We start from the raw sequence: 14,971 nt of genomic DNA, 5'->3' as shown, positions 1-14,971 counted from the left end.
TCACGTTTAGAAATCTTCCTGCACCATTTGATGGTTCACCATTGCTCCAGCAATGTTTCCTGTAGCAACCGCATAAGCTACCGAGCGCAACATCCCAGCGCAATCTCCACACGCAAACACACCACTTACGGGAGTCTGCTGGAATTGGTCTACTTTGATATGGCCGGATTCTGTCAGCTCACAGCCCAGATCATTATAGATACCCGAATGTTGCTCGAACGAGGGTGCCGCATACAGAGCTTCAAATTCCAGGGAACGGCCGTCGGTTAGGGTGACGCCATGGATATCTCCGTTTACCTGTTCAATTGACACTACCTTTTCCTGTTCAATGCTGATGCCTCGCGAAACCAATTTTGCCCTATGCTCTTCAGAAAAATCTGCATTTCCGTTGGTCAGTATCGTTACATTGTCCGTAAGATTATTCACCAGCGAGGCTAGATGTAGCGTCTTTTCCCCGTTGACCATGATACCCGTTTTTTTACCTCTGAATTCGTAACCATGGCAGTAAGGACAATGTATGAGCGTCTTTCCCCAGCTTTCAGCAAAGCCGGGGATATCAGGGAGTAAGTCGCGAACGCCTGTCGCGAGCACGAGCTTGCGCGCCATATATGACACACCTCCTTCCACTTGTATTTGGTAGCCATCTGCCCCGTTACATGCACTGATGGCACGTCCCGAAAAGAATTCTACGGTAGGGTACGCAAGCACCTGCAATCTGGCCTTATCTGCGATATCTTTCGGCACCGCACCGTCATGCGTAATAAAGTTGTGCGAATGCGGCGTAAAACGGTTACACGGCAGGCCGCTGTCGATAACAAGGACATTCCTCAATGAACGGCCGAGCGCCATCGCAGCCGAGAGGCCGGCATAGCTGCCGCCAATAATAATAACGTCAAATCTGTTCATATTCTCCAGGTTTTAAATGTTTTTTTTATTAAAATGTTGCAGCAGAATCGGACATTTTTTTTGTCCGATTCCTGCCTGTTATGTAATGAGAACCATTAATGATCGTGTCCTTCTTCCGCATGTATTTCAAACGAAAGCTTAATCACATCCTCGCCCGCAAACCTGGTTGCGTAGTCCGCCAAATTCCACTGCTCGCGTGTTACGGTAGCTTTGGTTTCAGCGGAAGCAAATTTTCTCAATACATACGTAACATCTTTCTCCCCCTCATTGGCATGGCCTACTGTAAAGTAGAATATCGTTCCCGTTGTACCGGTACCGCTTGCTCCGGTAACGTCTGTTCCGTCGCCATATTTTGTCTCCCTTGGCTGGAAGATGGCGCCGCTTTCATCTTCTGTAGTAGAATTAAGTATAAACTCTCCCCCGATTAAAAATGCCTTATGGAAGCGAGCTACTGCTTCACTTTCGATATATTTTCCCTGTACCTCATTTCCGGCATCATCCAACTGTTTCAGTTCGACTTTATAGATTCCATGCGGATCCAGATGCAGGTGTCCTCCCAAAATAGCCGATCCTTGCGCGTCAAAACTCACCGTAACGGTTTCGGCCCCGTCCTTATCGGCCAGATCGTGGAAATGGTTGCCATGTGCATAACCCGCGGACTCGGTGAACAGTAATTGGTAGGCAACCGGTAGGTCTGCACTTTCGATAGTCAACGCAGACTCTGCGGTTGCCGTGTTCCCGAGTTGATCCGTTACGGTAAGATGTAAATGATATTCGCCCGCGGGTGCATCAGCAGGAATATCCAGATGCTCGTGTAATGTTGTATTTCTCACACCGATATATTTACCTTCGGTCCAAGCTTTTTCGATCTTGTATTCACCGTCACCTTCTTGATGGATTTCCACCTCAATCTTCGCTATCAAACTCTCGGCAACGATATCTCCCTCCAAGTGTAAATCTGAACCTGCAACGGCAGTTTTACTGTTTTCAAGCCCCACTTCAGCAAGGTTGATCACGGGGTTTCCACCAGGGATCTCCTCATCGTCTTTACTACACGAGCTCAACGTGCCCAATGTTCCTAGTACAAGCAATAAGAATAAATAAATGTTTGTTTTTTTCATGATAGTTTTCGTTATATAAGTTAAATTATTTGTTTGTTTTCGTGACTCAAAAGCAACAAAGATGCAAATACAATACACAGTCACATCAAAAGCAACTTAATTGCCTTTAAATTTTAATATTTGATCCTCGTGTACAGAAATAGGGTTTGGAGGATATGCTATCCATAAAATTGATAAAGCATGAAGATGCTAAAACTGAGACAAAGGAAATTTGATTAACTTAGTATGGCATAAACCGTGTTTAAAACGAAAAATAATAGCCTATGGACAACAGATTCGACATGCAACAGACCGAGCCTAATGGCTTTAAAGCTATGCTGGGTTTAGAGAATTACCTACAAAACGCACAAATTTCCAAAACCCATCTCGGGTTAATCAAAATACGCGCGTCCCAGATCAATGGCTGCGCATTCTGCATCGATATGCACACCACGGATGCCTTACAGCACGGCGAAACAGCACATCGCATTTTTTTACTGAATGCCTGGAAAGAGGCAAGCCAATTTACAGCGGAAGAGAAAGCCATCTTAGCGATCACCGAAGAAGTAACCTTAATCAATCAACGGGGGTTAACAGATGCTACCTATGCCCTCGCTGCGAAACTTTTTGACGAACATTACATCGCACAGGCCATCATGGCCGTTGCCACGATAAACGCGTGGAACCGCATTGTAATCAGCACGAAAAAGACAGTTTAATAGGCTGCTGCGGGTTCCGGTGTGTAAACGTTAAGGCAAGAGTGGCGAAATAAGATTTTGGTTCAACAACTTAAAAAAATCTTGTTTATACACATTGCCCAAGGGAATTAGGCGCTGTTCGTCCAATATCTTCACGAAATTACCTTCGATCGCAATGATATGCGCAAATGAAATGATAAACGATTTGTGCACCCTTACAAAACCGCTATCGGAAAGCTTTTCATCTAGTTCCTTTAGGCTCATGTACGTAATGATTCGGCGTTGCTTGATCTGATGGATAGCGATATAATTGCCCAACGCTTCTATAAACGTAATGCTTTCCACATCCACCTTCACCAACTTCCCTTTCTGTTCTGTTTTCACAAAAAGGTAGGCTTTGCCCCCATTGTTCTTTTCCGAAAGTGCCTGATCCAATCTTATGGAGCGATTAACCGCTTTCAGAAACCTGGGGAAATCAATCGGTTTTAGCAAGTAATCCACCACATCATACTCAAAGCCTTCAAAAGCATATTCCTTATAGGCTGTCGTCATGACTACCCGTATGTTTGTTTTGATCACTTTGAGCAGTTCCACGCCAGACAACTGCGGCATCTGTACATCCAGGAACACCAAACCACTTTGCAAATTGTTCACTATCGCTAACCCTACAATAGGATCCGTGGTGGACGCGACCAGGTTAAGGTACGGAACTTTACCCACATAATGCTCCAGCAAATCTATAGCATGCTGTTCGTCATCAATAATCACACAATCGATCATATGTATACCGGTATTTTCAATAACACTGCAAAAGTCGATTCATCATCTTCTACACGCATGGTAAAACGATTCCTATACATAAGCTGCAATTGTTTATTGATGTTTTTCAAACCGATGCCATTAGATAATTCCTTCACACCGGTGTTCTTTTTGTTATGTATATAAAACGTCAGTTCTCGGTCGTTGGTATGCAACTGGATCACAATAGGATGTTTTTTATTGTGCGCATCACCATGTTTAAACGCATTTTCGACCAAGGTTATCAACAAAAGAGGAACCACCGACACCGCAAGGTTTGAAATGTTTTCCTCATATTGGATATGCAGCCCGTTATTGTGCCGCTGCTGATTGATCTCGATCACGTTTTCCATGTGCTTTACCTCTTCCATGACGTTTACCAGGCCATTTGCATCCACATTTTTCCCTAGGGCATAACGCATAATACTTGCCAACAGAAATACCGAATCTGCTGTTTCCTCGTCAAATTTAATGATCCGGCTATAAATAAAACTCAATGAATTGAACAGAAAATGCGGATTGATCTGGTGCTTCAGCGCACTGAGTTCAGCCTCAACTTTCTGTTTTTCCAAAGCAATTTGTTGTTTGTCTCTCCGGTTCCATTCTATCATAAAAGCCGCCGAGAGACTCAATATAAAGTCAAAGAGAAAAAAAATACCATTCCACATCAAAAACCAGTAGACACTGTCTTCCGGGACAAACGTTTTGGCGGTAGCATCCGGCTCCAGTTTGGGTTCAATCCTCCATATCCAATAGCTAAGGCTCAGTTTTACGAAATAAAATAGCACTGCAATGATTAGCGCACGCTTTCTGAGCTCTTTGTGCAACAATGGCAAGAGCACCAGATAAATCAACACATAATACGTTAAAATGGAATCGAACATGAACAGGATCGTGTTGTTCACGAGTCCAAAACGACCGGTAAAAACTTGCACTGCTTTTTCAGGATTCGTAATATAAACCGTGCAGAACAAAAAAATGTAGATAAACATACATAACACCGTCAGTACAATCAGCCGTTTGTAGTTACGTTGAAAAAAAAGTACGATCGATTGGCGTATTTTCTGTAGCATCATTAAAAAGATAGTCCCAGTCCTCCAAAAATACCAAAATCACCTTTGGTTGTATACGAAACATCAATGCGTGATTGAAGTTTTCGTTTCGGGATAACCTGCTGCCTATATCCCATACCGAACACCCCTACGATATCCGGGGTATATCCCTTAAAAAAATTAGGCGCTACATCCCCTGCTCCGGCAAATAGGACGTATCCGTACCGCGGGTCAATATTGCTGAAATTAGATCGAAGTTCGGCCTGCAGCGCAACAGCTTGCCGATCGATGTACAGGTTTCGCCAAACACCCCGCAATATCCGGTCAGCCGACAAGTAGGGCAATTGGTAAAAAGGAGCTTCCCCATCCATCGTACCATGATATAGGGCCTGTACAGCCAAAGTCGTCCCTGTTGTAAGTATGGGCAAGGCGTGGAAGCCACGATAATCTATCCGCACATCACTGAAGCCATAATCGCTTTTCAGCCAACTCCCAAAACGCGTAAAGGAAAGATCTACATAATAACCCTTGGTCGGAAAAAGCAGATCATTACGCGTATCAAATTGCAATACAGGGCCTATACCCGCCAGCAAACCACCGTTATTGTCGGGTATGGGCAGCGGCGCGGATGCATCAAAATCCAAGGAGCTATCATAGCGGATTTGATAGCCAACCCCTGCAAAGAAGCGGTCGCCGATGCCTTTTGTTACGGAACCGGCCAACGAAAATACGTTATTATGATAAATCGTTCTGTTGCTTCTTTGCGCATGGTGCCCCAGGCCAAAAAAATAAGACCTATTGTTATTGACGTAACGGATTTGATTCGCAAAGTGCCAGCCTCCCTTACTGAAATGATCTGCCGTTACGCTTGCCTGAATTTGACCACTGAAACCATAAGCTACAGCTGGCGTTATGATAGATGGCCGGGAATAACGCGGGCTTGCTGCTGCACTATGGTCTTGCGCATGGAAAACGAAACTCATGCCGAAACCCAATAAGAAACTCGTTTCTGGCGTGTACGCAATAAGTGGGCTCGGCAAGATATCCACCTGATCACGCAGCTGTACGGAGCGATCGGCCAGATTCCAGGTGGCCAGATTTCCTCTTTCATCCAGACTGATTAAGCCTTTGCCCGTCGGCGTATACGCTATCTTCTTAATTTGCACCGTATCGGTACGGATGGTATGCAGCACACGGTCTTCCAAAAGATCCCGTACTTCCACGGTATTCTTATGGTTGATACTTGCGTATTGATGGTGGATGATACGTCAAGTTTGATAGCCGGGATTTTTCCCAATTTATCTTTTCCTTTTTTAGTGTCTTGGGATGCATGGCCGTTATGATCGATCCGGCCGCCAGCAGCAATTGGGAACCGTCCGCATTGATGGCTACACTGTTGGTCGGCGCACCCACGGTCCGCTCCGCCTGCAATTGCCAATCTTGCGTCTGGTAAGCGGCTAGTTTCGCCTTCCAAAAGGTTTTGGAATGGATAAAAAAAGCGCTTTTCCCATCCGCTGTGATGGTTGCGGATTCTAGCGCAAAAGGGAACTGTATGCTCAACGCGCCATTTTTGGTCAGATCGTGCATATACGTGGCCCGCTCTTTTTTTCCTTTTGTCGAATAGATGAACCATCTACCATCTTCACTGATGGCAGTGTAATACGGGGTTCCTGATGGGCGGGTTGCGGCGATACGGATATTTTCCTGCGTTGCCATGTCGGTAACGATAAACGTGCTACCCGACAACGTTACGGCTTTTCCGTCGTTGAAGGCGAGCACCGCGGCTGTATCGACAAACAGGGGTTGTTGTGCATGCACACTAGACACGAACAGGTAACCGGAAACAAAGAACAGGCAAAAAAAATGTAAAATACGGCATGAAGTGGGCATCGATAAACTCGTTTTTTAATATTACTCAAGTCGCAAATGTATCTTAATGGCTTTTGCTGACCAAATCAATTATACGAACGCGCGTATTAACGATGTAAACGGTTAGAAATTACCCATTGTACGATATTCTTTTTCTGATGGTCAGCGCGAATATGTGCACTTTATTTTTTCGTCAGGCGAACCCTGTTGCTATGACTCTCGATAATTTCCATTACGATTTCAAAATATGTCTGCCCGGTCCCTTCTTCCAAGTGTTTCAGTTTTTCCTTAACAAAATCCTGATTGTACGGGCTGCCCGCGCCCAGTTTTGCCTCATAGTACGCCTTGGTGGCTTCTATGCCCAAAGCACTTTCCGAAAGTGCTATATCCTTCCAAACAATTTCCAACAGATCATAATCCTTCCATTTGCCATATCCCCCATATAATACATCATCAAGCGCATCCAGGTTCTCTCCCAATTGCCAATCTTCTTCCTGCATCAATTGTTCATTGATTTGTTTATAAAATGAAGGAATGGAGGTGATGGTAGACCCGTCCAGATAAATCGTCAACTTCGTCTTATTGTTGTTAGTATTCATTTCTATCTACTTATCGATAAACTTACGAAATATTTATATAGCAGGTTCACAACAAGTATATACTCGCATATTCAATACGCCACGTTAAAATACTTCGCTTCCCACTTCTTCTTGTTTTTGTCGTGGTCATAGGGATGGATCTTCGTCAGATGATATCCATCACAAAGTTCGCAAGCATACACATAACGCACTTTGGGTTTATTAAGCCGCTTTTTCCGTTTCGCTTTTATTCTTTTGCTGTACCGCCATTTCATCCAGTACATAAAGAATTTCGCTTCGGCGTAGCTTCTGAAACTTATCTTGCCACTACCCCGGCATTTGGTTCTTTCGATCGTATCGATCTCCACCTGTGCCATTAACTTATCTGTCATGGCCCCTCTTTTCTTTCCCCTCATAGTATTCTCCTTTCTACATACCGTATTTATTTCTTTCAGCCAAAATGTCAACAACCTTTAAAATGCGCTTTTCCAAGTTTTCATCCGGTTCTACCGGCCCAAGAACTTCCGTCTTTTGCTTATCGCAAAGGAACAGCACCAAGCGTTTATCACTCCTCCTCACGCAGCGTTCAATCGCATTATTGTTTATTAAATACGATCGTTTAACTAAGAAAAAGTCGTCTCCTACCGCTTTGTGTACCTCACTCAAGGTTTTTTCCGTTGCGAGATGTTCCTCTCCATTTTTCAGTCCAAACCAAGGTATTCCATCCCGCATAAAAAAAAGGGCAATCTCGCTGTGCATGATCCGTCTCGTAGTAGCACCTAACTTGTGTAAGTATATCTTGTCATCTTCAGCAGGTTTATCAACCGAATTTCCCACCCGGATAGCATCTTTATAGGTTTCGAAATTGGTTTTCAGCACCAAAATCTCTTCTTTCAAACTTTGAATCACTTTTTTATCCTCAGCAGCTATTTTGGCAAATGCTGCATTCTTGCGAGCACCGTCTTCCTCCCAAGCATTTCTTTCCAAACGCAACTTCTCACGCAGTGAATCCGCTTGCATCATATAAAAAGCAAGTACATAACACGTATTGACAAGCAGCAACAGCAGTGCGGCAATGTATATATCAATATGTAAAAATGTGGACTCGCGTAAAGAAAGCGGCAGGATGAAGGAAGACAATAGAAATACAGCGAAAACAACTGCTGTAGGCGCAAGCCAACAATAGAAAAGCTGCAATACAGCACGTCGATAAAAAGAAATATCCCAAGCACATGTTCTATCAAGGGCTACCGTCTTCTTCGAAATAAGCGAAAGCACAACGTAGCATGCCGTCACATACAGCCAACAGATAATGATAAATTCGATATGCGTCGCCCCTTCCAAGATGCCACCCCTATAACCATAGGCACATAGAATAGTCCCCATCACGACACTTGCAACCACTATCACTACGCGATCGCGGTAGCGATTGGGAGACGGCTCCGCCTTCTCCTTAGCGGATATTGGTGGCACTTTCTTCATAAACCAACAATGGCAATGTTTATCTTCGGGTTGTTAATTCAAGATTAAGTTACAAATAAAAAAAAGAAGTCCCAAGCCACAGCTAGGCAAAAGCCGTTACCCAGAACACATAAAACCCTGCTGTAAACCGTTTGAACACCGACCGCACCGGATTCGCCCGCGATAATTCCGGTTTCAGCCCGCCATTTCCCGATTTCAACAAAAAACAGTCAATTATTGCGTCATTGTCGGCTCGTGTATGCTTATTTTTATAATACACCAACGTAGATTGTTATGAAAAAGACAAAGCAACCCTGGCCATATACGCTCCTACTATTCGTGATGATGACACTCATTGGTGTAGCCGTTATCCACCTTGTCCGTAATTTTACCACCGAGCTGGAAGCACTTTTGCACGAAACAGCCGGCTCTTTTATACTCTGGAAGAGTATCCTACTTTTAGGGAATAGCAGCCTAATTGTTGCCCTTCTAGGCATCATCTATCTGCTATATGCCAAAGTATGTGGGTTACCTATTCCGAACAAAGGGCCGCTATCCTACGTCCTGGATGCCCCCAACCTTCGACAAGCTTTTGATTTCGGTGTATCCCTGCGTAATACGTACGTGGTGCTCATTGCCTTACCGACCACGTTCTACGCCCTGTTTCTACAAGCTTCGACTATGGTCACCCTGATCTGCAGCATCGCTATCCTTCTATTGATCTATCTAGTGAAAGCGCATCACAACATAAAAAATGGCATCACTACGCTTGCTATCCTTATCCTACTTCTTTTCTGTTTCAACGTCAAACTCACCTCTTTGCAAAACTATAGCCTACTGGGTGATGCTACCCCCCTAGTACTATCCTTTTGTGTCAGTTTATTGTTTGCCGCATCGATGGGAATCCGGCATAGACGATTTTATGAAATCGATAAGAAAAAACACCCAAACGAGTCGTTGATGGTTCCCCTCACGATCATGACCGCCGTGCTCTTTTGCTTCTACTTCCAGACCGTCCTGCTCACGATCAACTGCCATTTCGCACCACGAACCGGTGGCGAAAATTACCGCGCAACCGTATACGCCAAATGCCCGATTCACGACCTGCATCTGAAATACAAAAAAAATGGAAAAGAAAAATATGCGGTCATTGAAGTACATCCCAAGCTATTCCATCGCGTACAAGAAGGCGACACGATCAAACTGCACCTTCATTCGGGAAGATTAGGCTGGCCATGGTATCACGATCATATCAGTAAGCGCTATTATGATTAATGGACTCCACATATTGCAGGAGGCCGTAAACCATTACAAACAGTGGTTCGCAGCGGAAAGTGCTGAAAGTCTACAGTTGGCCTTGCAGCATGCCTGCGAACAAACCCTAACCGAAATCAACAACCTTTACCGCCAATATACCGAACATCAGCTCGCTGAACACGCTGTTCAACATTGCCATCGTTTGTTGACAAATATGCATAACACCCTTCATGAAGAACGTCCAGCAGACAGCATGCTTCTCGACATATTAGCAACGATGATCGAGCAATATGAACTTTCCTACGAATCTTATCTCCTACGGACCTCTACCTTATCACGCTATGCAGAAAAAAAACTTCGCGAAGCCGTCCTTTCACGTCTAAACAGTGTACTCCTTATCCTACGCCAAAAGAATATCCCGGCGGTATACCTCGCGGAGCTATCATCTGCAATCAACAGCCTGTTCACTGTCGGCAAGCTGCCTGAGCTGAAATTTAGTCACCGGCATTACCTGCATACTTTTTTGACTGCATTGGAAGAAATGGCGGCGGATCAACGCAACAAAGATTGGACAACACGCTTCCTCCATATCCTCATTAATTATAATTTCAACCATATCGGATTCTTCAATCGGTGGAAAGAGCGGCAAGCCAGCCTTCTCTCCAACGAACACCGACATCAAAAAAATTTAAGCCTACTCCAAAAGCAAGAAGAAGACCTTCAGTTCCATATCCCCGTACCCACCTACAGCTACGATCCCCTGCGTCCCTCACTCGCAACCTACATGCAGGACTATATACGCACAACCCTGGACGCTATAACAACCGAAATTGAAGAGAACCCGTCGCTCGATGAAGAGCCTATTTTAAGCACGCTCAATTCCCATGAAATGACGCTCTGTTTTCACTACGGATATCGCGTCAAGCTGTTTCGCTACCCCACCAAACGTGAAGCAGCAAAAGCATTCTCCAGATACGTGAAATCGAAGACCGGGAAAAAAATATCTTATAAAACACTGGAAAAATTTGACCAACCGGTGTTAGAAGCTGCTTCTTATAGCATTTATAAAAAATTTAGCGAGATTCTGGTGCAGCTAAAGCGGGATTTTGGGTTATAACCATTCGTTTAGATATCACATCGCACAACTGCCGACCCAGCCCATGTAGTAGCTGTTCATGCTGATCAACAAATTTCAAATACTTTTCTTTTTTATGCTCCTTGCCTTTTAGCTGGTAACCTAGCGCCAAGCACATGGCACCTGCCAGCGTATTCATATTCGGCAGCGAAAGATCCACGACAGGCACCAACACCTCTATTCCTTCATCAACTTTTCCCGACACAATCAGGATAGTCCCGTGCAGCAAACGGACCTCCAGCTGATCGGGAATAAATTTCATGGCGCGCCTCATGTATTGACCAGCATCCTCCAACTGGTCCTTTAAGAAATATACCAATGCCAAATTTTGGTAGAGCGGACCCGCAAGTTGACCTGGGATTTCGTCACCAAATTCTTCTTCCACCCTTTTTAAATAGGTAAAATAACCATCCAAATCACCAAGCTGACCCTTGCAAATAGCCGCGTTGATTATGCAAGCCCAACGAATTTCCAGTTTAGGATCATCTACTTTTGCTAAGCAAGCTTCGAACAATTGTAACGCGCTATTATAGTCTTCTGCATAAAGTGCATCTTCCGCATCCATAAAGTCATTCAGCAGATGATCTTCCAAATCTTGCTTTTTCTTGCTAAAGAGTAGATTCCAAATCAGAAGCCCATCCGAATATGAAGGAATATTGTGAACACGTGTTTTGTGCGGCCAGAGATTACCCAGAAAAAGGAAGCCATTGACCATGCAACCTAATATCCCTATGCAAACCTCATGCGCAAAATTAGAAGATAGCGGAAACACTAAAAAAAATAGCCCTGCAAGTAATAAATTGGCCATAGGCCCCATCACGACATATATAAACTTTCTGATCCGATAATTTTTTCGATCGGAAAAAATCGTAATGATATGTGCCTCTCGAAGTTTATGATAGATAGTTAGCTTGGTCTTGAAAAAGTGCGTACGCAAAATGACGTGTCCTTTCCCGAACTTCAATCTGCACGGATATTCGCCTACAAGACGCGCTCCACACCAATGCCCTAACTCGTGTACAATAACACCTATTTTGGCAGATACAGCCAGTACACCTAAGTTGATAGCAAGAAAACCGAGCGCTTCCCATTCTCCGTCAAACGTTGAAAGCACCGCACCCACACCAAATAAAAGTAGTGACTGTACCGACACGACCAGCAAGAAAAGCTTTAGTAGAACAGAAAGCGATAAACGTTTATCATGGTGCTTCATAGCATCATTTAGATTTTTGAAAATTAATCCACAGTTTGTCCTAGCAATATAGGCAATATTCACTTTTTTTTCAAAAAAGGGGGATCATCCCCTTTCATCCCTCCTTCTCGCCTTACGATAATATCTCAGAAAACACATTTACGATCATCTCAACAGCGATTTCAGCAAGAATACTTTCTTGCCATTTAACCGTCTTCCCCTCACCTTTTCGATTTGCATCTACTCGCTAGCGGGTATAAAAAAACATCTTCCTGTCTTCTATCATCCCCCGCCTCACCTCATTTTTGAGCCACCTTTGAAATGTAAGCGAACGAGATAGGTAGCACAAACGCTTAGATAGGCAGCCGTGACGCAAAGAAATGTGTCACGGCCCCCTATCGAGAAGAAAACAACTAAAACGCAAAAACGATGAAAAAGAGAACAACACATATCATCACCCTGATCAGCATCGCACTGCTCCTGCTTTGGATTCCTGTGAGTTTAGATAAGCTGTTGCATTTCCAGTCATTCAAAGCCGGTATCCTCCGCCAACCGTTTTCGGAAACCTTGGGCCAGGTGTTGATCTTCTTGCTGCTTCCTTTAGAGATATTGGTCGTAGGGTTAATCGTTAGCAGTCGGTTTCGGTTGGTGGGTTTTGGGTTGTCATCGCTCTTGATGGCAGCCTTTACCGGCTACATCGGCATTGCGCTGTTGGGCGCATGGGAGAAACTACCCTGCGGCTGTGGCTCGGTGATCAGCGGTATGAACTGGACACAACATTTATGGTTCAATCTGCTTTTCCTAGCCCTGAGCATCTGGGCCTATTATTTACAACGAGGTTTACATCGAAGCAGCGGCTCCAGGCCAGCCGCCGCAGAGGGCTTGTCGGCCAAAAGACAACATAAAAACTTTTTTATAAACATTCTAAATTTAATCCGATGAAAAAATTCATCATCAAAAATGCAATGGCTTTAGTGGCTTTAGCCATTGCTGGTACTACATTAATGTCGTTTGGGTTGGAGAAGATAAATAATACTCAACCTGCATCTGTAAGATTTCAGTTCAATGACACGCCAAATGGCGAATCCAGTCCAAGTAATTGGCAACACGCACCCTCTGCTGCTTGTGACGAAGAAAACAACCAAGCGTGTGTCATTGAAGTTTCATCAGACTTGGTTACCGATGTCGGGGGTAATTTGTTTATTGATCCAAGCAAATTACAATCTCAGTACGGCAGTTCAAACTTGCCTATGACTACGGACGCAAACGGGACACGTCCCACTCCAGGTCCGGTTTATGAGCTTATAGAAAATAAGGAATAACGACCAGAATGGCCTTCAATTGTTGAGGGCCATTCTAATATTGATTCTGTTCAATATTACCATTTTGTATTACATCTATTGGAATTGGCATCGCATATCGGGGATCATTAGGTTCTATCAGAATCTCGTTTCCATCCACAATTCTTCTAAGTTTGACACCTCTACCTTCGACATTCAAGCGTTTGATATCGGCAAACCTTAATCCGCGCATCAGCAGTTCTTTCCTTCTTTCTTCCAAGACAAAAGAAAGCGCAGCTTCTGGAGGCATCAATGGAGCCGGTTCGTACGAATCGTGTTTGAACCGATTCATTAATACTTCATCAATCAAACCTAAACCTTCCTCAACCTGGTCTTGACGAATCTTACATTCGGCCAACGTCATAAGAAGCTCCGCAGTTGTTATACCCGTAAAACATAAATTCACACTTTCTATGTACATACCTTTAAAGCGATATCCATTACCCTGCGGTAGAAAATAAGCTTGCTTTCGCAAATCGTCGTTATGATAAGTATTATATAAGGTCGAATCTATTCTGCCGTTGTTGGGATGTGCAACCGATGTCGTATTAACACCAATTGCACTGTAAAATACAACTTCATTAAAATATTTTTCCGAAAACGGCAAGTTACTTGCTAAGTTTAAGCCAACATCGTTAAAATTCAGCACTTCCCGGTTAATAGCCAGTGCAGAATCGGCGAACAACGCCGCATGATCATACTCTCTTTTGACCAAATGTATTCTCGCTAATAGTCCGTATGCTGCTGCTTGTGATGGTCGCAGTGGAACTTCGACCTGTTTAGGCAATAAACGAACAGCTTTTCTTAAATCTGCTTCAATATGATCATAACTTTCTCTCAAGCTACTTCTAAAAGATGGCACATTGAAATCAGAAGTTGTACGTATGACAATTCCCGGTTCTTCATCGGCAGCGTCACGATCATAGGCTTTTGCAAAGGTCGTCACAAGCCAGTAATTGGCATGCGCACGAAAAAACAATGCCGCTCCGTAAGTTTCTCCCCAACTTCTCGTATCAGTAATATTAGCCCGTAGTTTATCCAAGTTCTCCAGACATAAGTTAGCATTAAAAACTTGAAAATATAGGTTCGCCCAATCATTTGGAAACGTATAATCAACAAGCTCCCACGTATACAACATTCGATCCCGTTCTGTCCTTCCATTGAACGCATTCTCGGGCAAAAAGAAATCGTCCGAGGCAGCTTGGGGAAAAGTTGGTGTTCGTCGATTCATATATTCTGCATCGTCCAAGATCGCCTGTATATCACTCAGCGAGGAACCATCGGAATAAGCGAAATTCTGTTTCTGATCTAAAAAATCTTTGCAGCCTATAATTGTCAGACAGGTAACAATTAAAATTATAGCATTGCGTTTCTTCATCATGTCAAAAATTATTTTAGAACCCAGCGCGTAGCCCTACGGTAAAAACACGTTGCGGCTGAATGGCGTCTGGATCGATTGAAAGTTTTGATTTTTTCCACAATATGCCTAAGTTGGAACCATTTACGGATGTAAATCGTCAGCAAAAAGTGGACACGATATTTTAAAAACTTAAGGAGTGTTTTCATCAAAAACGTTAGATTTAAT

17 protein-coding genes are annotated in these 14,971 nt (G+C 43.8%); 5 read left to right on the top strand and 12 right to left on the bottom strand.

Annotated elements, in window-relative coordinates; all coding sequences use genetic code 11:
* Positions 1-6 precede the first annotated feature (6 nt).
* On the bottom strand, positions 7-906 hold the full coding sequence (locus FXV77_RS14575; protein ID WP_148919968.1) for an NAD(P)/FAD-dependent oxidoreductase: 900 nt from the start codon (positions 904-906) through the stop codon (positions 7-9).
* Positions 907-1,001: 95 nt separating this feature from the next.
* A complete protein-coding gene (locus tag FXV77_RS14570) occupies positions 1,002-2,027 on the bottom strand; it encodes a DUF4625 domain-containing protein (protein ID WP_148919967.1) in 1,026 nt (341 codons plus the stop codon).
* A gap of 263 nt (positions 2,028-2,290) precedes the next feature.
* Between FXV77_RS14570 and FXV77_RS14565 the strand changes: the two genes are divergently transcribed.
* Positions 2,291-2,725, top strand: a complete 435-nt coding sequence (locus FXV77_RS14565; RefSeq protein WP_148919966.1) for a carboxymuconolactone decarboxylase family protein — start codon at positions 2,291-2,293, stop codon at positions 2,723-2,725.
* A 30-nt stretch (positions 2,726-2,755) separates the two neighbouring features.
* On the opposite strand, the gene FXV77_RS14560 is transcribed toward FXV77_RS14565, so the two are convergent.
* From FXV77_RS14560 to FXV77_RS22175, 8 genes are all read right to left on the bottom strand, one after another.
* On the bottom strand, positions 2,756-3,484 hold the full coding sequence (locus FXV77_RS14560; RefSeq protein WP_148919965.1) for a LytR/AlgR family response regulator transcription factor: 729 nt from the start codon (positions 3,482-3,484) through the stop codon (positions 2,756-2,758).
* Positions 3,481-4,578, bottom strand: coding sequence for a sensor histidine kinase (locus tag FXV77_RS14555; RefSeq protein ID WP_148919964.1), 1,098 nt, complete (start codon positions 4,576-4,578; stop codon positions 3,481-3,483). The genes FXV77_RS14560 and FXV77_RS14555 overlap by 4 nt, the downstream gene beginning before the upstream one ends.
* On the bottom strand, positions 4,578-5,777 hold the full coding sequence (locus tag FXV77_RS14550) for a BamA/TamA family outer membrane protein (RefSeq protein WP_148919963.1): 1,200 nt from the start codon (positions 5,775-5,777) through the stop codon (positions 4,578-4,580). The genes FXV77_RS14555 and FXV77_RS14550 overlap by 1 nt, the downstream gene beginning before the upstream one ends.
* Before the next feature lie 7 nt (positions 5,778-5,784).
* Positions 5,785-6,444, bottom strand: a complete 660-nt coding sequence (locus FXV77_RS14545) for a hypothetical protein (protein WP_148919962.1) — start codon at positions 6,442-6,444, stop codon at positions 5,785-5,787.
* A 161-nt stretch (positions 6,445-6,605) separates the two neighbouring features.
* Positions 6,606-7,022 (bottom strand): barstar family protein, encoded by a 417-nt coding sequence (locus FXV77_RS14540; RefSeq protein WP_148919961.1) that lies wholly within the window; start codon positions 7,020-7,022, stop codon positions 6,606-6,608.
* 71 nt (positions 7,023-7,093) lie between these two features.
* Positions 7,094-7,417, bottom strand: a complete 324-nt coding sequence (locus tag FXV77_RS14535) for a hypothetical protein (protein ID WP_148919960.1) — start codon at positions 7,415-7,417, stop codon at positions 7,094-7,096.
* A gap of 13 nt (positions 7,418-7,430) precedes the next feature.
* Positions 7,431-8,483 (bottom strand): LytTR family transcriptional regulator DNA-binding domain-containing protein, encoded by a 1,053-nt coding sequence (locus FXV77_RS14530; RefSeq protein ID WP_148919959.1) that lies wholly within the window; start codon positions 8,481-8,483, stop codon positions 7,431-7,433.
* Between the two features lie 82 nt (positions 8,484-8,565).
* Positions 8,566-8,742, bottom strand: a complete 177-nt coding sequence (locus tag FXV77_RS22175; RefSeq protein WP_187444146.1) for a hypothetical protein — start codon at positions 8,740-8,742, stop codon at positions 8,566-8,568.
* A gap of 14 nt (positions 8,743-8,756) precedes the next feature.
* Here FXV77_RS22175 and FXV77_RS14525 point away from each other — a divergent pair, with 14 nt between their 5' ends.
* Positions 8,757-9,737 (top strand): hypothetical protein, encoded by a 981-nt coding sequence (locus FXV77_RS14525; protein ID WP_148919958.1) that lies wholly within the window; start codon positions 8,757-8,759, stop codon positions 9,735-9,737.
* Positions 9,730-10,836, top strand: a complete 1,107-nt coding sequence (locus FXV77_RS14520) for a hypothetical protein (protein WP_148919957.1) — start codon at positions 9,730-9,732, stop codon at positions 10,834-10,836. Before FXV77_RS14525 ends, FXV77_RS14520 begins: the two co-directional genes overlap by 8 nt.
* Here FXV77_RS14520 and FXV77_RS14515 read toward each other — a convergent pair.
* Complete coding sequence (locus FXV77_RS14515) at positions 10,793-12,067, bottom strand: M50 family metallopeptidase (protein ID WP_148919956.1); 1,275 nt, start codon at positions 12,065-12,067, stop codon at positions 10,793-10,795. The two genes, FXV77_RS14520 and FXV77_RS14515, sit on opposite strands and share 44 nt — an antisense overlap.
* A gap of 408 nt (positions 12,068-12,475) precedes the next feature.
* On the opposite strand from FXV77_RS14515, the gene FXV77_RS14510 reads away from it, so the two are divergent.
* Complete coding sequence (locus FXV77_RS14510; protein WP_148919955.1) at positions 12,476-12,988, top strand: MauE/DoxX family redox-associated membrane protein; 513 nt, start codon at positions 12,476-12,478, stop codon at positions 12,986-12,988.
* Complete coding sequence (locus FXV77_RS14505; RefSeq protein WP_148919954.1) at positions 12,985-13,368, top strand: hypothetical protein; 384 nt, start codon at positions 12,985-12,987, stop codon at positions 13,366-13,368. Before FXV77_RS14510 ends, FXV77_RS14505 begins: the two co-directional genes overlap by 4 nt.
* Before the next feature lie 34 nt (positions 13,369-13,402).
* Here the strand turns inward: FXV77_RS14505 and FXV77_RS14500 are convergent, their stop codons facing one another.
* Complete coding sequence (locus FXV77_RS14500) at positions 13,403-14,767, bottom strand: RagB/SusD family nutrient uptake outer membrane protein (RefSeq protein WP_148919953.1); 1,365 nt, start codon at positions 14,765-14,767, stop codon at positions 13,403-13,405.
* Positions 14,768-14,971 lie beyond the last annotated feature (204 nt).

Origin of the sequence: Sphingobacterium phlebotomi (genome assembly GCF_008180195.1) — a bacterium.
In the GTDB taxonomy this organism is placed as follows: Bacteria; Bacteroidota; Bacteroidia; order Sphingobacteriales; family Sphingobacteriaceae; genus Sphingobacterium; species Sphingobacterium phlebotomi.
This window is presented reverse-complemented; position numbering and strand designations above follow the sequence as displayed.

What these genes read in the sequence shown, in the direction of transcription:
- FXV77_RS14575 (WP_148919968.1), bottom strand. Translation starts at nt 906, where the DNA reads ATGAACAGATTTGACGTTATTATTATTGGCGGCAGCTATGCCGGCCTC.
- FXV77_RS14570 (WP_148919967.1), bottom strand. Translation starts at nt 2,027, where the DNA reads ATGAAAAAAACAAACATTTATTTATTCTTATTGCTTGTACTAGGAACA.
- FXV77_RS14565 (WP_148919966.1), top strand. Translation starts at nt 2,291, where the DNA reads ATGGACAACAGATTCGACATGCAACAGACCGAGCCTAATGGCTTTAAA.
- FXV77_RS14560 (WP_148919965.1), bottom strand. Translation starts at nt 3,484, where the DNA reads ATGATCGATTGTGTGATTATTGATGACGAACAGCATGCTATAGATTTG.
- FXV77_RS14555 (WP_148919964.1), bottom strand. Translation starts at nt 4,578, where the DNA reads ATGATGCTACAGAAAATACGCCAATCGATCGTACTTTTTTTTCAACGT.
- FXV77_RS14545 (WP_148919962.1), bottom strand. Translation starts at nt 6,444, where the DNA reads ATGCCCACTTCATGCCGTATTTTACATTTTTTTTGCCTGTTCTTTGTT.
- FXV77_RS14540 (WP_148919961.1), bottom strand. Translation starts at nt 7,022, where the DNA reads ATGAATACTAACAACAATAAGACGAAGTTGACGATTTATCTGGACGGG.
- FXV77_RS14535 (WP_148919960.1), bottom strand. Translation starts at nt 7,417, where the DNA reads ATGAGGGGAAAGAAAAGAGGGGCCATGACAGATAAGTTAATGGCACAG.
- FXV77_RS14530 (WP_148919959.1), bottom strand. Translation starts at nt 8,483, where the DNA reads ATGAAGAAAGTGCCACCAATATCCGCTAAGGAGAAGGCGGAGCCGTCT.
- FXV77_RS14525 (WP_148919958.1), top strand. Translation starts at nt 8,757, where the DNA reads ATGAAAAAGACAAAGCAACCCTGGCCATATACGCTCCTACTATTCGTG.
- FXV77_RS14520 (WP_148919957.1), top strand. Translation starts at nt 9,730, where the DNA reads ATGATTAATGGACTCCACATATTGCAGGAGGCCGTAAACCATTACAAA.
- FXV77_RS14515 (WP_148919956.1), bottom strand. Translation starts at nt 12,067, where the DNA reads ATGAAGCACCATGATAAACGTTTATCGCTTTCTGTTCTACTAAAGCTT.
- FXV77_RS14510 (WP_148919955.1), top strand. Translation starts at nt 12,476, where the DNA reads ATGAAAAAGAGAACAACACATATCATCACCCTGATCAGCATCGCACTG.
- FXV77_RS14505 (WP_148919954.1), top strand. Translation starts at nt 12,985, where the DNA reads ATGAAAAAATTCATCATCAAAAATGCAATGGCTTTAGTGGCTTTAGCC.
- FXV77_RS14500 (WP_148919953.1), bottom strand. Translation starts at nt 14,767, where the DNA reads ATGATGAAGAAACGCAATGCTATAATTTTAATTGTTACCTGTCTGACA.